18 protein-coding genes are annotated in these 19,518 nt (G+C 67.9%); 6 read left to right on the top strand and 12 right to left on the bottom strand.

The genetic code is table 11. From position 1 onward, the window contains the following. Positions 1-8: 8 nt before the first annotated feature. Together ACWKV7_RS04540 and ACWKV7_RS04535 are read left to right on the top strand one after the other, a co-directional pair. Positions 9-1,172, top strand: a complete 1,164-nt coding sequence (locus ACWKV7_RS04540; RefSeq protein WP_483856455.1) for an iron-containing alcohol dehydrogenase — start codon at positions 9-11, stop codon at positions 1,170-1,172. A 186-nt stretch (positions 1,173-1,358) separates the two neighbouring features. Beyond that, positions 1,359-1,793 (top strand): acyl-CoA thioesterase, encoded by a 435-nt coding sequence (locus ACWKV7_RS04535; RefSeq protein ID WP_483856454.1) that lies wholly within the window; start codon positions 1,359-1,361, stop codon positions 1,791-1,793. Positions 1,794-1,796: 3 nt separating this feature from the next. Here the strand turns inward: ACWKV7_RS04535 and aroQ are convergent, their stop codons facing one another. The 5 genes from aroQ to fdhD form a co-directional block, all read right to left on the bottom strand. Continuing rightward, complete coding sequence (gene aroQ / locus ACWKV7_RS04530; RefSeq protein ID WP_483856453.1) at positions 1,797-2,330, bottom strand: gamma subclass chorismate mutase AroQ; 534 nt, start codon at positions 2,328-2,330, stop codon at positions 1,797-1,799. A gap of 74 nt (positions 2,331-2,404) precedes the next feature. Beyond that, positions 2,405-3,250: an alpha/beta fold hydrolase gene (locus tag ACWKV7_RS04525; RefSeq protein WP_483856452.1), complete on the bottom strand. Its 846-nt coding sequence runs from the start codon at positions 3,248-3,250 to the stop codon at positions 2,405-2,407. A gap of 126 nt (positions 3,251-3,376) precedes the next feature. Then, positions 3,377-3,829, bottom strand: a complete 453-nt coding sequence (locus tag ACWKV7_RS04520; protein ID WP_483856451.1) for a YMGG-like glycine zipper-containing protein — start codon at positions 3,827-3,829, stop codon at positions 3,377-3,379. Between the two features lie 212 nt (positions 3,830-4,041). Then, a complete protein-coding gene (locus ACWKV7_RS04515; RefSeq protein WP_483856450.1) occupies positions 4,042-6,342 on the bottom strand; it encodes an FdhF/YdeP family oxidoreductase in 2,301 nt (766 codons plus the stop codon). Position 6,343: 1 nt separating this feature from the next. Further along, positions 6,344-7,177, bottom strand: coding sequence for a formate dehydrogenase accessory sulfurtransferase FdhD (fdhD, locus tag ACWKV7_RS04510; RefSeq protein WP_483856449.1), 834 nt, complete (start codon positions 7,175-7,177; stop codon positions 6,344-6,346). A gap of 249 nt (positions 7,178-7,426) precedes the next feature. On the opposite strand from fdhD, the gene ACWKV7_RS04505 reads away from it, so the two are divergent. After that, positions 7,427-7,732 (top strand): hypothetical protein, encoded by a 306-nt coding sequence (locus ACWKV7_RS04505; RefSeq protein WP_483856448.1) that lies wholly within the window; start codon positions 7,427-7,429, stop codon positions 7,730-7,732. Positions 7,733-7,883: 151 nt separating this feature from the next. After that, positions 7,884-8,090, top strand: a complete 207-nt coding sequence (locus tag ACWKV7_RS04500) for a DUF2795 domain-containing protein (protein WP_483856447.1) — start codon at positions 7,884-7,886, stop codon at positions 8,088-8,090. Positions 8,091-8,116: 26 nt separating this feature from the next. On the opposite strand, the gene ACWKV7_RS04495 is transcribed toward ACWKV7_RS04500, so the two are convergent. The 3 genes from ACWKV7_RS04495 to yrfG all read right to left on the bottom strand — a co-directional run bounded on the left by ACWKV7_RS04495 (position 8,117) and on the right by yrfG (position 12,403). After that, positions 8,117-9,007: a LysR family transcriptional regulator gene (locus ACWKV7_RS04495; protein WP_483856446.1), complete on the bottom strand. Its 891-nt coding sequence runs from the start codon at positions 9,005-9,007 to the stop codon at positions 8,117-8,119. A gap of 65 nt (positions 9,008-9,072) precedes the next feature. Then, complete coding sequence (locus ACWKV7_RS04490; RefSeq protein ID WP_483856445.1) at positions 9,073-11,619, bottom strand: PAS domain-containing protein; 2,547 nt, start codon at positions 11,617-11,619, stop codon at positions 9,073-9,075. A gap of 109 nt (positions 11,620-11,728) precedes the next feature. Further along, positions 11,729-12,403 (bottom strand): GMP/IMP nucleotidase, encoded by a 675-nt coding sequence (gene yrfG, locus ACWKV7_RS04485; protein WP_483856444.1) that lies wholly within the window; start codon positions 12,401-12,403, stop codon positions 11,729-11,731. A gap of 141 nt (positions 12,404-12,544) precedes the next feature. On the opposite strand from yrfG, the gene nudE reads away from it, so the two are divergent. Beyond that, positions 12,545-13,111: an ADP compounds hydrolase NudE gene (gene nudE / locus ACWKV7_RS04480; RefSeq protein ID WP_483856443.1), complete on the top strand. Its 567-nt coding sequence runs from the start codon at positions 12,545-12,547 to the stop codon at positions 13,109-13,111. Further along, positions 13,108-13,926: a 3'(2'),5'-bisphosphate nucleotidase CysQ gene (gene cysQ, locus ACWKV7_RS04475; RefSeq protein WP_483856442.1), complete on the top strand. Its 819-nt coding sequence runs from the start codon at positions 13,108-13,110 to the stop codon at positions 13,924-13,926. Before nudE ends, cysQ begins: the two co-directional genes overlap by 4 nt. Positions 13,927-14,061: 135 nt before the next feature. Here the strand turns inward: cysQ and ACWKV7_RS04470 are convergent, their stop codons facing one another. The 4 genes from ACWKV7_RS04470 to arcA all read right to left on the bottom strand — a co-directional run bounded on the left by ACWKV7_RS04470 (position 14,062) and on the right by arcA (position 19,506). Then, complete coding sequence (locus ACWKV7_RS04470; RefSeq protein ID WP_483856441.1) at positions 14,062-15,960, bottom strand: beta-ketoacyl synthase; 1,899 nt, start codon at positions 15,958-15,960, stop codon at positions 14,062-14,064. 335 nt (positions 15,961-16,295) lie between these two features. Then, positions 16,296-17,222: a carbamate kinase gene (gene arcC / locus ACWKV7_RS04465; protein ID WP_483856440.1), complete on the bottom strand. Its 927-nt coding sequence runs from the start codon at positions 17,220-17,222 to the stop codon at positions 16,296-16,298. Between the two features lies 1 nt (position 17,223). Beyond that, a complete protein-coding gene (locus ACWKV7_RS04460) occupies positions 17,224-18,234 on the bottom strand; it encodes an ornithine carbamoyltransferase (protein ID WP_483856439.1) in 1,011 nt (336 codons plus the stop codon). Between the two features lie 24 nt (positions 18,235-18,258). Then, a complete protein-coding gene (gene arcA, locus ACWKV7_RS04455) occupies positions 18,259-19,506 on the bottom strand; it encodes an arginine deiminase (RefSeq protein ID WP_483856438.1) in 1,248 nt (415 codons plus the stop codon). Positions 19,507-19,518 lie beyond the last annotated feature (12 nt).

The raw sequence follows: 19,518 nt of genomic DNA, 5'->3' as shown, positions 1-19,518 counted from the left end.
GAGGCACCATGCATCCGTTCAGTTTCGCCACCACCGCGCAGATCATCTGCGAGACCGGTGCCGCCCGACGCCTTGGCAGCCTGTGCCGCGAGCGCGGGGCGCTGTCGGTGCTGATCGTCACCGACCCCGGCATCACCCGTTTCGGCCTGCTCGACGAGGTGCTGCCCGGCTTTGCCGACGCCGGGCTGGCGGTGGCGGTATTCGACCAGGTCGTCGCCGACCCGCCGGAAGCGGTGGTGCTGGCGGCCATCGAGCAGGCCCGGGCGCAACAGGCCGGGTTGATCGTCGGCTTCGGCGGCGGCAGTTCGATGGACGTGGCCAAGCTGGTGGCCCTGCTCGCCCATCCGCAGTCCACCCAGGCGTTGAAGGAAATCTACGGCGTCGGCAACGCCAAAGGCCAGCGCCTGCCGCTGATCCAGGTGCCGACTACCGCCGGTACCGGCTCGGAGGTGACGCCAATCTCCATCGTCACCACCGGCGAGACCACCAAGATGGGCGTGGTCTCGCCGCTGCTGCTGCCGGACCTGGCGCTGCTGGATGCCGACCTCACCCTCGGCCTGCCGCCGGCGGTGACCGCCGCCACCGGCATCGACGCCATGGTGCATGCCATCGAAGCCTATACCAGCGCGCTGAAGAAAAACCCGCTGTCCGACCTGCTGGCCCGCGAAGCGCTGCGCCTGCTGGCGAGCAATATCGACCAGGCGGTGCACCATGGCGACAACCGCACGGCGCGCCAGGCCATGCTGCTCGGCGCCTGCCTGGCCGGCCAGGCATTCGCCAACGCGCCGGTGGCGGCGGTGCATGCGCTGGCTTATCCATTGGGCGGGCACTTCCATATCCCCCATGGCCTGTCGAATGCCCTGGTGCTGCCCCATGTGCTGCGTTTCAACGCGCCGCGGGCAACCCATCTATATGCCGAACTGGCACCGCTGCTGCTCGGCCGCGAACTGGTGCCGGGCAATGCGGCGAGCCTGACCGAGCAGTTCATCACCGAACTGGCCACGCTTAACGACCGCCACGGCCTGCCCAGCCGCCTGCGCGATGCCGGCGTGCCGGAGGCGATGCTGCCGCGCCTGGCCGCCGATGCCATGCTGCAGCAGCGCCTGCTGGTGAATAACCCGCGCGAGGTGAGCGAAGCCGATGCCCTGGCGATCTACCAGGCGGCGTACTGACGGTGACGTCCTGTAGGGGCGAATTCATTCGCCTAACGGGCCACCAGGCGAATAAATTCGCCCCTACATGTTCGCGTGCCCGGTCGCTCGTTCGCGGGGGCCGATGTCTGCTCCCGTTTTGCGCGTCTTGCGAGCATCTCCCTGCATAATCCCGGTGCCTCTGGCTTGCCTTCAAGGAACCCCTCGATGAGTCAACCGCAACACCTGCGCGGCGACTACCGCCACTTCCAGCCGATCACCACGCGCTGGCACGACAACGACCTCTATGGCCACGTCAATAACGTCACCTACTACGGCTTCTTCGACACGGCGGTGAACACCTACCTGATCGAGCGCGGCGGGCTGGATATCCATGACGGCGAGGTGGTCGGCTTCGTGGTCAGCTCGGCCTGCGATTACTTCGCCTCCATCGCCTTCCCCGAGTGCATCGAGGTCGGCCTGCGGGTCGGCAAGCTGGGCAAGAGTTCGGTGCAGTACGAGCTGGCGGTGTTCAAGGCGGACGAGCAGCAGGCCTGCGCCGCCGGGCGTTTCGTGCACGTGTTTGTCGACCGCCGGAGCAACCGCCCGGTGGCGATACCGCCGCCCTTGCGCGAGGCGCTGGCAGCTCTGCTGGTGGGCTGAGCCTCAGAGCCCGCGGCAGGTATCGCCGAGGGCACGGACCAGTGCCGTTCTATGCAGGGCGTCGAGGTGCGCCTGCTCGGCCCGGGTGTCGATGGCCGCCTGCAGGCGCCTGGCGCAATCGCCTTCCCGCAGTTCGGCCAGGGCTGGCTCCAGGGTTTGCAGCAGCTCGTGGTTGAGCGCGTTGAGGCGGATGCGGATCTCGTTGAGTGCCATCGGCGGGTCGTCGCGGCCGGTCGTCGGCCCGGCCAGGAGCTGGTACTGGACCAGTTTGTTGGCCTCCATCTGCCAGCGGAAGAAGGCCGTGACCTCGGTCGGGTCGAGCCGGTAGTCCCTGGCGTTGCGGGCGAGCAGGTCCAGTTGCTCGGCTTCCCGCGCCACGTCCTCCACCGCCTTGCCGGATTGCGCCTTGCTCGCGGCCACCTGGTCGGCCAGCAACAGGCGCTGGGTGCAGAGAGCGACGAGCCGGTCCAGCGCCGGGCTGTTCGCCTGGACGGCCAGGGTGCAGAGCAGGAGCAGGGCGGCGCAGCAGCGTTTCATGGTCGGGTCCTGGCGGAGGGGCGGCGAAAAGCTAGCGGACAGCGCGCCGCCCGGCAAGTCCGCCGTCGTTGGCATCAACGCTCGTCCTGCGGCGGGCGCGTTGCCTCGTGGCCGTTGAGCAAGGGGGGGGCGTGGCCGTCGGCGCGCTGCAGGAACTCGCGTATCGCCTCGGCGGTGTCGTCTGCGCTGGTGACCACGAAGAAATGCCCCTCGCCCTGCAGGATGCGCAGCTCCGCGCGGCGGATGGCACCGCGCAGGATATGCGCGTTGTACAGGCGCACCAGCGGGTCGCGGTCGCCGGCGAGGATCAACGTGCGCTGGCGCAGGCGGAACAATCGCAGCAGGCTGGTCCAACCGGCGAGCGCGGCGATCTGATGGTAGTAGGCCCGCGGGTTGACGCTGAGCATGCCGTTGGCCACGCCGTAGCGCAGCAGCGCCTGCACCGAATTGCGCGCGGCTTCGTCCTGCCGGGCGATGCCGAGCCTGCGGCGCTTGGCGCCCTTGTCCTTGCTGAAGAACGCCAGCACGTCGGCCGGCTTCATGAACACCGCCGGGCCGGCGGAGGTCGCGGCGAGAATCAACCGGTGCACCCTCTTGGGGTGGCGCAGGGCGAATTCCTGGGCCAGCGCACCGCCCCAGCTCACGCCGAAGACATCCACCTGCTCCAATCCCAGGTGCTCCAGCAGCCCGGCGATGAGGTCCGCATGCCGCGGCAGGCGCATCGGCCAACTCGGCACGTGGGACTTGCCCACGCCGGGCACGTCGAAGGCAATGGTCTGGTAGTCGGGTAACGCGTCGCGCAGCGGATCGAAGGAGCGGATCAGCCCGCCCAGCCCGTTCAGCAACAGCAACGGCGAGCCCTGCCCGCGGATGGAAACGTTCAGCTCGATTCCGTGGATGGTGAGCCTGCTGGTCGGCATGGAATCCCCTCTGGCTGCCTGGCGTTTAGACAGTGTCCGTCGGGTCTGTTGCAAATTCCGGGCGGAAATCCCCCAGGGAGGTGCGTACAGGTAAAACAAAGCCCGCACGGGGCGGGCTTCGGCGAATCAATGATGCTTGTGGTGCTGATGCCACTTGTTCTTGTTGTGGCCATGGCCGTTGGGGCGTCGGTCCTGGCGATAACCGTCGCGGCGGTTATCGTCGCCGCCGCCGTAGGCGTTGCCGAGCGCGCCGCCGGCCGCACCGCCCGCCGCCGCGCCGATCAGGCCGCCATTCTGGCCGCCGACCTTCTCGCCGATCACCTGGCCGCCGGCGGCGCCGAGACCGCCACCGATGGCGGCCTGGGTCCGGCTGCGCTTGTCCGCGCCAACCGCACTGCCCGCCGCACCGCCCACGCCGGCGCCAATGGTCGCGCCGGTGCTGCCGCCAACCTTCTCGCCCACCACGGAACCCAACACGCCGCCCAGAGCCCCACCCACCGCGGCCTCGGTGGTGCCGCCGGCCAGCGCGGCGCTGCTGACCAGGCTCAGGGATATCAGGAGCATCGACGAATACTTCATGGAAAAACGCCTCGCTGGGAATGACGCGGCAATGCTGGGGTTGCGCCAAAAGTTGCACAAGCGGGTGCCTGCGCGCCGTGGGAAGTGCCTCACATTTGGTAGATATTTGTTCTGCCTAGGGAACTCGCGCGGGCCTTGGCGTGCAGGGAGGAGGGCTCTTCTCTCTCCGGAGACCACGCTGGCGAATGAATCGCCGGCCCGCGCGGATCGGTTTACGCAATACGGGCGTTTTCCCGCGTCGGCTCCAGGCGAATGGCGATGAACTTCGAGGTCGGCGTATGGCTGCCGATGCCGTAGCTGTCCAGCGGCACCAGTGGGTTGGTTTCCGGGTAGTAGGCGGCGGCCTGGCCGGCGGGAATGTCGTAGGCGAGCAGGGTGAAGCCATGTACCCGCCGCTCGATGTCGTCGCTCCACAGGGACACCAAGTCCACCTTCTGGCCGGGTTCGAAGCCCAGGCGGCGGATGTCCGCCTCGTTGGCGAAGACCACCTCGCGCATGCCCTTCACGCCCCGGTAGCGGTCGTCCAGGCCGTACAGCGTGGTGTTGTACTGGTCGTGGGAACGCAGGGTCTGCAGGATCAGGTCGGGATGGCCGGCCCGGTTGCGCACGGTTTCCGGCAGCAGGTCGGCCGGCAGCGGGTTGGCGCGGAAGCCAGCGCGGCCGGCGGCGGTCTTCCACTCCAGCCGCGCGGCGCTGTTGCCCAGGTAGAAGCCGCCGGGCTGGCGCAGCCTGGCATTGAAATCGGCGAAGCCGGGAATGGTCGCGGCAATCAATTCGCGGATGCGGCCGTAGTCGGCGATCAGCGCGTCCCAGTCCACCGGCCGGTTACCCAGTACCGCCTTGGCCATGCCGGCGACGATGGCAGGCTCCGAGCGCATCTGCGCGGACAGCGGTTCGAGCTGGCCGTGGGAGGCATGCACCATGCTGAACGAGTCCTCAACCGTCACCGCCTGCGGGCCGCCGGCCTGGCGGTCGATGTCGGTGCGGCCAAGGCACGGCAGGATCAGCGCGTCGCGGCCGTGGGTCAGGTGGCTGCGATTGAGCTTGGTGCTGATCTGCACGGTCAGCGCGCAGCTCTGCAGGGCCTGGTGGGTGCGCGGGCTGTCCGGGGTGGCCTGGGCGAAGTTGCCGCCGAGGCCGATGAAGACCTTGACCCGGCCTTCCAGCATGGCGTTGATCGCCTCGACCGTGTTGTGTCCGTTGTGCCGCGGTACCGGAAAGCCGAAGTGTTGCTCCAGGGCATCCAGCAGCGCTTTCGGCGGCCGTTCGTTGATGCCCATGGTGCGGTCGCCCTGCACGTTGCTGTGGCCGCGCACCGGGCACAGGCCAGCGCCCGGCTTGCCGAGGTTGCCGCGCAGCAGCATGAGGTTGGCGATCTCCTGGATGGTCGCCACCGAATGGCGATGCTGGGTGATGCCCATGGCCCAGCACATGATCACCCGCCCGGCGTTGGCGTAGAGGCGTGCCGCCTGTTCGATCTCGCCGCGCGCCAGGCCCGATTGCTGCTCGATCTGCGCCCAGGGCGTGGCATCGACGGCGGCGAGGTACGCCTCCAGACCGTCGGTGTGCGCGGCGATGAACGCCTGGTCGAACACGCTGCCTGGTGCTTGCCGCTCCCAGTGCAGCAGGAACTTGGCCATGCCGCGCAGCAGCGCCATGTCGCCGCCGAGGTGCGGACGAAAGTAGGCGGTGTTGGTCGGCTCGGAGCCGTTGCTGAGCATCTCCAGTGCATGTTGCGGATGCTGGAAACGCTCCAGGCCGCGCTCCTTCAGCGGATTGACACAGACCACCTGGGCGCCGCGCCGCACCGCCTCGCGCAGCGGTTCGAGCATGCGCGGATGGTTGGTGCCGGGGTTCTGGCCGAGCACGAAGATGGCGTCGGCGTGCTCGAAGTCGGCAAAGGTCACGGTGCCCTTGCCGACCCCGATGCTCTGGCCGAGGGCTACGCCGCTGGCCTCATGGCACATGTTCGAGCAGTCCGGGAAGTTGTTGGTGCCATAGGCGCGCACGAACAACTGGTAGAGATATGCGGCCTCGTTGCTGGCCCGGCCGGAGGTGTAGAACTCGGCCTGGTCGGGGCTTTCCAGCGCACGCAGGTGGTCGGCGATCAGGGCGAAGGCGGCGTCCCAGCTGATTGGCAGGTAGCGGTCGCTGGCGGCGTCGTAGCGCAGCGGCTCGGTCAGCCGGCCCTGGTATTCGAGCCAGTAGTCGCTCTGCGCACGCAGCTGGGCGACGCTGTGGCGGGCAAAGAACTCGGCACCGATGCCGCGCTTGGTGGCTTCCCAGTTCACCGCCTTGGCGCCGTTCTCGCAGAACCTGACCATCTGGCTGTCCGGCGATTCGCCCCAGGCGCAGCCGGGGCAGTCGAAGCCGCCATGCTGGTTGGTCTTGAGCAGGGTGCGAATGTTCTTCAGCGCGTTGTCGCTGCCCAGCCAGTGGCGGGTCACGCTGCGCAGGGCGCCCCAGCCGCCGGCCGGGCCGTTGTAGGGTTTGTAGCGGGCGGGTGTGCTCATCTCAGGCCTCGGGCGCTGGGCTGTAGACCCGTGGCGCGCTGTGGTGGGGCAGGTGGATCAGGTTGAGGTTGTGGCGCTGCGCCCACTGCACGGCGAGGCCGGTGGGCGCCGACAGGCTGACCAGGGTGTGGATGCCGGCGCGCAGCACCTTGTGGATCAGCTCGAGGCTGCAGCGGCTGGTGACGATGGCCAGGCCGCCGGCGGTGTCCAGGCGTTGCCGGGCGAGGGCGCCGATCAGCTTGTCCAGCGCGTTGTGCCGGCCGATGTCTTCGCGGCCCAGGCGTAGCTCGCCCTGGGCGTCCATGAACAGCGCGGCATGTACCGCGCCGCAATGCTGGCCGAGGGGCTGGAAGGCGCGCAGGCGCTGGCGCAGATCGGTCAGCCAGGCCGCCGGCGGCAGTGCGCTGGCGGGCAGCCGTGGCAGTTGCGGCAGGGCCTGGTCAAGGGCCTCCACACCGCATAGCCCGCAGCCGCTGCTGCCGGCCTGGCTGCGGCGCTGGCGCTTGAGGTTCCAGAAGGCGCGGCCGGCGATTCGTAGCTGGGCCTGGCGGGCGGCGCCGGTGCCGTTGATGGCAAGGTCATAGATTTCGTCGATGGACTCGACGATGCCGTTGCCCAGGCTGAAGCCAACGACGAAGTCTTCCAGGTCGGCGGGGGAAACCAACATGACCGCCTGGCTGATGCCGTTGTAGGCGATGGCCAGGGCGCATTCCTCGGCCAGCTCGACCGGCGCGGCGGTATCGCGCTCCAGGCTGCGAAAGCGATAGCCGCGACTGGCCGGCGACGGCTGGGCGAGGCTGGCGAGCGGGACGTGGCGGCGGCGCGGCGAAGTCATGGCGACGGACCCGGCGAAGGGGAATTGGGCCAGCCTAGGCCGATCGGGCGCGAGCGTCTAATCGCTGCTGCCGATGCCTTGATAGATGTGCTCGATCAGTATCGCCCGGGCGATCCCTAAGCTGGGTTATGAGCTATGCGCAATGCATCTAACCCGCCGGTATTCGGCTGCTAGGGTTCTTTAGGCCAGTGAAGTGAAAGGCCGGCATGTGAGGAGTGACATTAACCGTTCGGAAAAAGGAGTTTGAACATGGCCGCAGTCGAGCAATACAGCCTGCTGATGTATGGCAGTCCCTCCGGTTACCAGACCAATCGTGCGCAGATCCAGTTGCGCGGCAACAACGGCGCCGTGGTGGCGTGGGTTCGTTTCAACGATCCGGGGCAGTTCTTCGAGGATGACTATGTGGAGGGCGGTATCATTCGCATGCACCTGCCCTCGACGATGTTGCCGAGCTTTCTCGACGTGCTGCGCAACGAGAAACCGCTGAACATCTACTTCGCCGCCGGGCGGGCGTTCTTCGGTACCGCCGACGAACCGATCGGCGAGGCGGAATAACCCGTTGTCGATGTCCCCGGGGCGCTTGCCGACGCCCCTCGTCGGCCCGTGCCGTCCAGGCCGGGCCGGCGCCCTCCGCTGCGCTCGAACGTCCTCGCCCGGCCCAGATGCTCCGCATAGGCAATCCATGGCATCCAACCGGAGGTTTGACATGCCCCGTGGTCTTGGTGGCAAGTCCCCAGCGAACGCAGCGCAGTACCTCGAAGGCATCGATTTCCCGGCGATCAAGCAAGACCTGCAGCGGCACGCTCAGCAGAACCATGCGGACCAGGAGGCGCTGGAGGTGATCCGGCAGATACCGGAGGACGAGTACGGCGACATGGCCGAGGTGATGAAGGGCTTCGGCAGGCGCGAATGACCAGCCCCGGCGCTGGCCCGCCCGGCTCAGCCGTGCCGGTCTGCCAGTTCGCCCATCTGGGCGAAGCAGGCCTCGGCCAGCGGCGAGCGCGGCGCATGACGGCGCATGATCAGGCCGAGCGGCGCCAGGGTGTGGGCATTCTCGATGGGTTGCAGGCGCAGATGTTCGGTAAGCCCGTCCAGCCCGCCGGAAAGCGGCATGATGGCGCAGCACAGGCCGCCGTGCACGGCCTGCAGCAGTTGATGCACGGCATCGGTTTCCAGCAGCGGGGTGGGTCTGAGGCCGCGCGAGCGAAAGCCATGGTCGATCGATTGGCGAAAATGCATGCCGCTGGAGAGTAGGCCAAGCGGCAGCTCGGCCAGCGCCTCCCAGCTCAACGAGGCCTCTTCGAAGCGGAAGTGGCGCTGGTCGTAGAGCAGGCCCATGCGGGTTTCCACCAGCGGCAGCGAGTCGAAATGCTCGCCATCCAGGCGGTCGAGAAAGGACACGCCAAGATCCAGGCGGTTGCTCGCCAGTTGTTCGAGGATCTGCTCCGAACTCAGCGCACTCATCTGGAAGCGCAATTGCGGGTGCTGGGCATGCAGGCGCTGCAGCAGCGGCAGCGGATCGAAGCTGGACAGCGGCACCACCCCCAGGCGCAAGGTGCCGACCAGTTGTCCGCGGCAGGCGGCGGCCTCGGCATGCAGGCCGTCGTAGGCCGCCAGCACCGTGCGAGCCCAGGCCAGCACACGCTCGCCTGGCTCGCTGAAGCCCTCGAAACGCTGGCCGCGCCGCACCAGTTCCAGGCCCAGCTCGTCCTCCAGGTTGCGCAGGCGCATCGACAGCGTCGGCTGGGTCACATGGCAGCGCGCGGCGGCCTGGCCGAAGTGGCGGGTTTCGTCGAGCGCGACGAGAAACCTGAGCTGTTTGATGTCCATGACCGCACCCCGTGTCGATGCGGCAGCATCCCCCATCGCGCGCCGCTTGGCCAGCCATGGGGGCGTCAGGGGCTGGCGTCGGGCTCGTCCTTCTCGCTGGGCTCGCCGATCATGCCGCGGATGCGCGCGGCCAGTGCGTCGATGGTGAACGGCTTGCTCAGCAGCTCCATGCCGTCTTCGAGGAAGTCGCTGCGCGCGGCGGCCTGCTCGGCGTAGCCGCTGATCAGGAGCACCTTGAGATCGCGCCGGTGGCGGCGGGCCAGGTCGGCGAGCTGGCGGCCGTTGATGCCGGGCAGGCCGATATCGGTGATCAGCAGGTCGATGCGCCAGCCGGACTCGAGGAACGGAATCGCCTGTTCGCCATCGGCGGCTTCCAGCACCGCGTAGCCCAGTTCGTCGAGCAGGTCGTAGACCAGCATGCGCACGCCCGGTTCGTCTTCCACCAGCAGCACGGTTTCCCCGGCATGCGCCTGCATCGCCGGGCCGACCCCGGCCAACACGTGGGGGGCCGGCACCTGCTCGCTGTGCCGCGGCAGGTAGAGCCGCGCCGTGCTGCCGTGCTTGGGCTCGCTGCTGAGCTGGATGTGGCCGCCGGACTGCTTGGCGAAGCCATAGATCATCGACAGGCCGAGACCGGTGCCCTGGCCGATGGGCTTGGTGGTGAAGAATGGCTCGAAGGCGCGGGCGAGCACTTCCTCGTTCATGCCGATACCGGTGTCGCTGACGCTGAGGGCCACGTAGTCGCCGGCCGGCAGTTCCCCCTCGATGGCGTTCTCGCCGAGGTGCACGTTGGCGGTCTCGATGCGCAGGGTGCCGCCGGAGGGCATGGCGTCGCGGGCGTTGATCACCAGGTTGAGCAGGGCGCTTTCCAGCTGGTTCTCGTCGCTGTGCACCGGCCACAGGTCGGCGGCCAGCGCCGCCTCGATGCGGATCTGCTCGCCGAGGGTGCGCTTGAGCAGGTCTTCCATCGAGGAAATCAGATGGTTCACCTCGACGCGCTTGGGCTTGAGCGGTTGCAGGCGGGAGAACGCCAGCAGCCGGTGGGTCAGTGCCGCGGCGCGGTTGGCCGAGGTCAGCGCGGCGTCGATGAAGCGGCGGGTTTCCTTGGCGCGCCCGGCCTCGATGTAGCGCTGGATCAGGTCCAGCCCGCCGATGATGCTGGTGAGCATGTTGTTGAAGTCGTGGGCGATGCCGCCGGTGAGCTGGCCCACCGCTTCCATCTTCTGCGCCTGGCGCAGCGCGCCCTGGGCCTGCTCGCGCTTGGCCATCTCGCTGAGCAGGCGCTCGTAGACTTCGGCCAGGGCGCGGGTGCGTTCCTGCACGCGGCTTTCCAGGGTCTCGTTGAGTTCGCGCTGGGCCTGTTCGGCCACGCGGCGGTCGTGGATGTCTTCGGTCATGCCGTGCCAGCGGATCACCCGGCCGGCGCCGTCGTGCAGTGGCAGGGCGCGCAGGCGCATCCAGTGGTGGTGGCCATCGGCCACGCGCAGGCGGCATTCGACATCGAACGGCTTGCCACTGGAGATGGAGTCGCGCCAGGCGCTGAGCAGCAGGCCACGGTCGTCTTCGTGGGCCCAGTCCAGCCAGCCCTGGCCGAGCGCCTGTTCCTGGCTCAGGCCGGCGAGCGACAGCCAGCGCTCCGGCAGGTTGGTCAGGCGGCCCTTGTCGTCGGCGGTCCAATGCAGGCCGGGCGACAGCTCGATGGCGGCGCGATGCAGTTCCTCGCTCTCGCGCAGTGCATCTTCGGTGCGTTTCTGCTGGCTGATATCGATGGCCGAGCCCGGAAAGCGCACCGGACGGCCCTGCTCGTCGTAGTGGCAGCGGCCCCGGGCGAACACCCAGCGCAAGCTGCCGTCGCTCTGCAGGATGCGGTATTCCTCGGCGAAGGTGGTGCGCTGGTCGATGCACTGGCGAATGCTCTGCTCGACGCGCTGGCGGTCGGAGGGGTGCAGGTTGACCAGCAGCTCGGCGAGGCTGGCGCCTTCGGCCGCACGCTCGGGGTCCACGCCGTAGAGGCTGGCGAAGCGTTCGTCGGCGATGATGCGGTCTTCCACCAGGTCCCAGTCCCAGATGCCCACCAGCTCGGTGGCTTCCAGGGCCAGTTGCAGGCGCTCCTCGCTCAGGCGCCGCGCGGCGTGGCTGCGTAGCGGCGGAGCGGGCTCGCTGCACGACTCGGCGGCGCTTTCCACCGCGGCGGTGGATTCTTCGAGGGTGACCAGCATGCCGGCGATCTCGCCATGGTCGCCGGTCAGCGGGGTGCAGTGGATCGTGAACCAGGCGTTTTCAGCCGCGCCGCGGCGGCGCAGACGTAGCGGCTGGTTGTACAGGTGGCGCTCCTGGCCGTGGCAGACCCCGGCGTAGATCGAGGCCAGCGAGGGCCAGGCATCCGGCCAGCTGCGCCGTGCCGGTGCACCGAGCAGTAGCGGGCGCACGCCACCGATCAGTTCGGCATAGGCGTCGTTGCACAGCAGTGGCGGTTCGTCGCCCCAGCACAGCTGCATCGCCCGAGACGAGCGCAGCATCTCGTCGAGTGCGTGGCGCAGCGCGCGCGGCCAGCGCGGCAACGGCCCGAGGTTGCTGTGCGTCCAATCCAGCGCGCGAATTCGCGCGCTCATTTCACCATCTTCGCGTGGCCGAGTTGCGGACCTATCTGTGGTCATAGCCCTTCCCTGATATGCGTTTATACGGCCGCGTGCCGTTGTCTTTCGTCGGTATCCGGAGGGATCAGCTGCCGGAATGCAATTGGGCGGCCAGTGTGCGGTAATCCGTCACGGCAGAAAACTCCTCGGTGTCCTTTCGGCCTTTCCGGCTGTCGGGTTCCGCCACCGCCAACAGGTGGGCGACACCGAAACGGCGGGCACTGCGCAGGATCGGCAGGCTGTCGTCGATGAACAGGCTGCGCGCCGGGTCGAAGGCCAGGTCCTGCTGCAAGGCGAACCAGAACTGCTGGTCTTCCTTCGGGAAGCCGTAATCGTGTGAGCTGATCAGACGGTCGAAGTAGGGCTCCAGTTCAACCCTTTCCAGTTTCAGCGACAGCGAGCCGCGGTGGGCGTTGGTGATCATCGCCACCTGCTTGCCGGCCTGGCGCAGGGCCGCGAGGAAAAGGTCGGCATCCGGGCGCAGGGCGATCAGGTGCGCCACCTCGCGCTTGAGGTCGGTGATCGACAGCTTCAGCTCGGCGCTCCAGAAATCCAGGCAATACCAGGTCAGCTTGCCGGCATGGGCCTCGAACAGCGGCAGCAACTCCATGTCGGCCATCGCCCGGCTGATGCCGTGGTGCTCGGCATAGCGCTGCGGCAGGTGTTCGAGCCAGAAGTGGTTGTCGAAGTGCAGGTCGAGCAGGGTGCCGTCCATGTCCAGCAGGACGGTATCGATGGTGTTCCAGGGCAACGGCGGCATGGCGGGACGGTGGATCTCCTGCGTAAATGGGAGGGACGTCGCACCAGGCACGCATGGCGTCGCCTGTGTGCAATCCCCGGCGCGGACAATCGGCGAAGCCGGGGTATGATAACCCGCCAGCCGTGCCCCAGGAGTGTGCCCATGCGCCAGAAACCCACCGTGCTCGCCCGCGAGATCGTCGCCAGCAGCCGCCTGTTTCGTGTCGAGGAGCTGCAGTTGCGCTTCGCCAATGGCGTCGAGCGCACCTACGAGCGACTGGTGGGCAAGGGCACCGGCTACGGCGCGGTGATGATCGTGGCGCTGGCCGATGCCGAGCACGTGCTGCTGGTGGAGGAGTATTGCGCCGGCACCGACGACTACCAGCTGTCCCTGCCCAAGGGGCTGATCGAGCCGGGCGAGGACGTGCTCGCCGCCGCCAATCGCGAGCTGAAGGAAGAAGCCGGCTTCGGCGCCCGGCGGCTGGAGCGATTGACCGAGCTGTCGCTATCGCCCGGCTACATGAGCCAGAAAATCCAGGTGGTACTGGCCCGCGACCTGTACCCGGAAAGCCTGCCGGGCGACGAGCCGGAGCCGCTGCGGGTGGACAAGGTCAACCTGCGGGAGATCTCCAGCCTGATCGAGCATGCCCAGTTCAGCGAAGGCCGCGCCCTGGCCGCGCTTTACCTGGCACGCGACCTGTTGATCCAGCGTGGGGAGCTGAGCCTGTGAACGCCTATCTGCCGACGGTGATCGACCTGGTGCGCCGTGCCGGCGCGGCGACCCTGCAGCACTGGCGTGTCGGGGTGACGGTCAACGACAAGGCCGATGCCTCGCCGGTGACCGCCGCCGACCTCGCTGCCCACGACATTCTGGTGGCAGGCCTGCAGGCGCTGGCGCCGGAGATTCCGGTGCTGTCCGAGGAGGACTGCGAAATCCCGCTGGCCGAGCGCGCCGGTTGGAGTCGCTGGTGGCTGGTCGATCCGCTGGATGGCACCAAGGAATTCATCGCCGGCTCGGAGGAGTTCACCGTCAACGTGGCGCTGATCGAGCAGGGCCGGGTGGTGTTCGGCGTGGTCGGCATTCCCGCCAACGGACGTTGCTACTACGGTGGCGAGGGGCTGGGCGCCTGGCGCGTCGAGCCGGGCGGCCAGCCGCAGGCCATCGCCGTGCGCCTGGTGCCGGACGAGGCCTTCACCCTGGTGGCCAGCCGGCGCCATTCCAGCCCGGCCCAGGAGCGCCTGCTGGAGGGCCTGCGTGAGCGTTTCGGTGACCTGGAGCTGGCCAGCGTCGGCAGTTCGCTGAAGTTCTGCCTGCTTGCCGAGGGCCATGCCGATTGCTATCCGCGCCTGGCGCCGACGTCGCAGTGGGATACCGCCGCGGCCCAGGGCGTGGTGGAAGGCGCCGGCGGCGCGGTGCTCGACCTGCGCGGCGCGCCGCTGACCTATGCGGCGCGCGAGTCTTACCTGAATCCATCGTTCATCGCCCTGCCGGCGACCGCCGAGTGGCGCATCGAACTGGTGCAGCTGGCACGGGCACTGGATTAGCGCTCGATTTCCATGGCGGGTTGCACCCCGCCCTACCAGCCGGCGCTTGCGTGGGGTGGATCACGCTTTATCAATCCACCAGGGTGCCGAGACGGTGGATGAGAAAGCGTCATCCACCCTACCGTGCCTCGCGCTTCAGTCCAGCATGTCCTTGAAGCGCTCGTCCTTGTGGAAGGTCACCGGCTGCGGGAAGCCCGGTACGTCGATGTGCTGGGTATCGATGGCGATGGCCTGGTCGTCGATCAGGTCCTTGCCGAAGTTGTAGATGATGTCGAACTGGCCCTTGAGCGCGCGCTGCTCGTATTGCAGGGCTGCGTCGCGGGTCTGCTCGCGGCGCTGACAGTAGGCCGTGAAGGCGGCCTCGCCATAGCGCTTGCGCAGCATGCGCTCGACCACGTGGGGCGCCAGCACGTAGGCGCTGGCGTTGTTGCCGCCGAAGCCCTTGGAGTTGAGGAAGCACAGGTCCAGGGCGTTTTGCCCCAGGTTCAGGTCCTGGGTGACGATGCGGATGTACTGCTGGTGCACATCGTCGGCGACCTTGTCGATGGTCTTCACGCCGGGAACGATGCCGTACTTGAACGAGCCCAGGGCGGAGATCATCTGGTCGCCGCTGGCCGGCGCCAGGGAGTGGCCGACGAAGGCCTTGACCGCGGTCACCGGCCAGTTGTCGATGCCGAAGGCGGCGGCGACGCGGTCCAGCAGTTGCGATTCGGTGACCCGGTTGGCCGGGGTGCTGGAGCCGTGGGCGTGGATGAAGCTGCGCTTGCGCACGCCCTCCAGGCCGACCAGCTGCGCGGCGCTGGCCACCGCCTTGGCGAAGGTCAGATAGTTGCCGGGGCCGGGGGCGGAGATCGATTTCTTGAAGCCATCGGCGTTGATGAACACGTCCGGCACCGCGCCGTGGATGTCGGCGCCCAGTTCCAGGGCGAGGGCGTCGTCCATCAGCACCACGAACTGGCTCGACTCGGCGAGGGTGAAGCCGCAGTTGGCGCCGAACGGCCGGCTGGCGCGGCGGAAGTCCACCTCTTCGCGGCCCTCCACCTGGCGCAGGCCGTCTTCGGTGGCCAGCGCGCCCATGGCGCCGTAGCCGTCGATGCATTCGAGGGTGATCGGCGCTTCGCTGTTGCCGACCACCGCCACCCGTGCGCGGCCGTTGGCAATACAGTCGACGCCCTTCTGCAGGTTGTAGAGGAAGGTGGCGCAGGCGCCGCCGACACTGCCGGTGGTACCGACGCTGCCGAGCACATAGGCGTTGATGAAATCCGCCGGCATGGTGTTGAGGCCCAGCGGCAACTGCTTGGCGGTGACCCGGCCGCCCTTCAGGCGCGACTGCATCATGCCGCCGAAGCCGTTCTCGTCGAGCTGGCTCATGATGCTGCCGGCGAACACCGCGATTTCGTCCGGCGCGACTTTCTTCAGCACGTCCTGCCATTCGATACCCATCGAGCGCACCGCGTCGGTGACGCCGACGATGCTCATCTGCAGGCCGCGGGGGTGGAAGTGGGAGTTGTACAGCTCGCCCGGCTCGAAGCCGGTGGGCAGCTGGCCGGCGGACTTGACCGGCAGCGAGCGGTAGCTGTCCACCTTGAAGTCGCAGCCTTCGTGCAGGGTGACGCGCACCTCGCCGCCCTCCAGTTCTTCCACAGTCCAGCTCGCCGGCACCGGCTCGGGCAACTGCTTGCGTTGGGTGGTGAAGCTGATCGGGCCGCCGCCGACGGTCATGTTCTTCTGCCAGTGGGAGGCGTCGACGTCGAGGTAGCGTTTTTCGATGCGGCGGATCAGGGTGGCGTCGAGGATCTGCTGGCCAAGGCGGCTCTCGATGTCCGCCGGGGTCAGGGTCTTGCCGTCGTCGTCGCGGTACTGGCCGTCGACCACCTGGACCAGCTTCATCATCACTGCTAGACCGGCCAGGGTTTCCTGGCGGGTCTGCGGATCGAGGGATTCGATGACGGTGCGGCGAAAACCGTGGTGAAACGAACTGCGTCCTGCTGAGTTATAACCACCAAAACCAACGATGACGGGTAAGCGAGACATAACTCAAAGCTCCTTAAATTTCTTCACGGGGCCGGAATGAAAAACGCGGCGGCTAGTGAGTGGCCGGTGGTGTGAATTCGGCTCAAGCAATCGACACGCGCTGCGCCAGCACAAGAACCCCCGGAGGGGTGGGATGCCTATGCTGACGAGACCGGTGACTGTTGAGTCACGCCTTCGGTCGAGACGGCACGGCCTGTTACTTCCTGTCAGGCCCGTGGTTTACCGCATGCATATGACATGCCGTGGAGAAAAGGTTCGGACGCGCGGACCCCATGGGTCGCGATTCGTGCCATGCCTGTCGGCAACCTGCATGACACGCCTCGGCGGTGTGGTTTTCAGCGGTAGGCCAGGCCGGGCGTCGCGTCGCTCACCTGGGTGCCGGCTCGACCGTCGAGCATGGCGGCGATGTCGCCAAGGGTGCCGATGACGGCCCGTTTGCCGGTGTGGCGGGCGAAGTCGACGACGGCCCGGACCTTCGGTCCCATCGACCCGGCAGGGAACTCCAGCGCCTGCAAGGCATCGGGGTGGGCATGTGAGATCGCCCGCTGCCGGGGCGTGGCCCAGTCGAGGTAGACGGCATCGACGTCGGTGGCGATCAGCAGCAGGTCGGCCTGCAACTGCTCGGCCAGCAGGGCCGCGCAGAGGTCCTTGTCGATCACCGCTTCCACCCCCGTCAGCCGCTCGTCGCGATAGGCCGTGGGAATGCCGCCGCCGCCCGCGCAGATTACCACCGTGCCGCGCTCCAGCAGCCACTGCACCGGGCGGATCTCGAAGATGCGCCTGGGTCGCGGGCTGGCCACCACGCGGCGAAAGCCGTCACCGTCGGCGGCGATGCGCCAGCCCTTGGCGGCGGCCAGGCGCTCGGCCTCTTCGCGGGCGTAGAGCGGGCCGATGGGTTTGCTCGGGTGGTCGAAGGCGGGGTCCGCCGGGTCCACCTCGACCTGAGTGAGCAGGGTGGCGAAGGGCACCTCGGGCGGTAGCAGGTTGCCCAGTTCCTGTTCGATCAGGTAGCCGATCATGCCCTCGGTCTGTGCGCCGAGCACATCCAGCGGATAGGGCTCGACGCCGCCGTAGGCCGCGCTTTGCAGGGCCAGCAGACCGACCTGCGGGCCATTGCCATGGGCGATCACCAGCTCGTTGCCGGGGGCGATGCGCGCCAGCTGGCGACAGGCGGTGCGCACGTTGTCGCGCTGGTTCTCGGCGCTCATCGGTTCGCCGCGCCGCAACAGCGCATTGCCGCCCAGGGCGACGACGATGCGCATGTCAGATGTCTCCCAGGGTTGAGACCAGCACCGCCTTGATGGTGTGCATGCGGTTCTCCGCCTGGTCGAAGACGATGGAGGCGGGCGATTCGAACACCTCCTCGGTGACCTCGACGCCACCGGCCAGGTCGGGGTATTGCTCGGCAATGTGCTGGCCGAGGTGCGACTCGCTGTTGTGCAGCGAGGGCAGGCAATGCATGAAGCGGGTTCGCGGGTTGCCGCTGGCGGCCATCAAGGCGGCGTTGACCTGGTACGGCAGCAGCAGGCGAATGCGCTCGGCCCAGGCTTCCGGCGGCTCGCCCATCGACACCCAGACGTCGGTGTGAATGAAGTCCACGCCGCGCACCGCCTCCAGCGGGTCTTCGGTCAAGGTCAGGCGCGCCCCGCTGGCAGCGGCGAAGGCCTGGCATTGCTCGACCAGCTCCGCGTGCGGCCAGAGCGCCCTGGGCGCGCCGATGCGTACGTCCATGCCCAGCTTGGCGCCGACCAGCAGCAGCGAATTGCCCATGTTGTTGCGCGCGTCGCCGAGGTAGGCGTAGCTGATCTGGTGCAGTGGCTTGTCGCTGTGTTCGCGCATGGTCAGCACGTCGGCGAGCATCTGCGTCGGGTGGTATTCGTCGGTCAGGCCGTTGAACACCGGCACCCCGGCGTACCTGGCCAGCTCCTCCACCGCCGTTTGGCCGAAGCCGCGGTATTCGATGGCGTCGTACAGCCGGCCGAGCACCCGCGCGGTGTCCTTCAGGCTTTCCTTGTGGCCGAGCTGGGAGGAGGCCGGGTCGATGTAGGTGACCTGGGCGCCCTGCTGGTGGGCGGCGACCTCGAAGGAGCAGCGGGTGCGGGTCGAGCTTTTCTCGAAGATCAGCGCGATCTGCTTGCCCAGCAGGTGCTGGCGTTCGGTGCCGCTGTAGCGGGCACGCTTGAGGTCGCGGGCCAGGTCGAGCAGGTATTCCAGCTCGCGCGGGCTGTGGTGCAGCAGGCTGAGCAGATGGCGGTTGTGCAGGTTCAGGGGCATCTCGGGTTCCTCTCCATGGAGCGGTCAGACGGGGTCGCGCACCAGCGGGCAGGTCATGCAGTGGCCACCGCCGCGGCCACGACCCAGTTCGCTGGCATCGATGGTGATGACCTCCACCCCGGCCTTGCGCAGTTGGGTGTTGGTGTAGGTGTTGCGGTCGTAGCCGATGACCACGCCGGGCTCCAGGGCGAACACGTTGTTGCCGTCGTCCCATTGCTCGCGCTCGGCCTCGAAGCTGTCGCCGCCGGTGGCCACCGCGCGCAGGGCCTTCAGCCCGAGGGCTTCGGCCACCACCTCGAGGAACGGCTGCTGCTCGCGGCGGATGTCCAGCCCGCCGGGCTGGGCGGGGTCGGGACGCAGGCTGAAGGCCTGGATCTGCCGCACGACTTCCGGGTAAATGGTCACCAGGTCGCGGTCGCAGAAGCTGAAAACCGTGTCCAGGTGCATGGCCGCGCGGGAGCGCGGCAGCGCGGCGACGATGATGCGCTCGGCCGCGCCCTTGGCGAACAGGCGCTGGGCGAGCTGGCCGATGGCCTGGCGAGTACTGCGCTCGCCCATGCCGATCAGCACCAGGCCGTTGTCCAGGGGCATCACGTCACCGCCTTCCAGGCTGGCGGCGCCCTGTTGCTGGTCCGGGTCGCCGTACCAGATGTCGAATTCGGCATTGGCGAAGCGCGGGTGGAAGCGATAGAGGGCGGCGGTGAGCAGGGTCTCCTGTTGGCGCGCCGGCCAGTGCATCGGGTTGAGGCTGACGCCACCGTGAATCCAGCAGCTGGTGTCGCGGGTGAACAGCGTATTGGGCAGCGGCGGCACGATGAAACCGGCTGGGCCGAGGTAGTCGCCGAGCATGTCCAGGCGCTGGCTGCGGCCCAGGTGCTTGAGCAGATCGGCCACCGCCACGCCGCCGATCAGGTATTCGGCCAGCGGACGCGGTTCCAGCGTGCGCAGCCAGCCGCGCAGGTCGTCCACCAGGCCGACACCCACTTGGTCGACGCTGATCTTGCGTTCCAGTAGCCAGTCCAGCGCGCCGGGTTGCTGCACGGTCTCGCTGAGCAGGTTGTGCATTTCCAGCACGTCGACGCCGTGTTCGCGCATCTTGCTGACGAAGTCAAAGTGATCGCGCTTGGCCTGGCTGACCCAGAGCACATCGTCGAACAGCAACTCGTCGCAATTCGCCGGCGTCAGCCGCAGGTGCGCCAGGCCCGGCGAGCAGACCAGTACCTGGCGTAGCTTGCCGACTTCCGAATGTACGCCGAGGGGCAGGGTGGTCATGGGTCTCTCCTG

This window comes from Zestomonas ipomoeae (assembly GCF_057128665.1).
The sequence above is the reverse complement of the archived record's forward strand: the minus strand, read 5'-3'. Positions and strand labels throughout refer to the sequence as shown.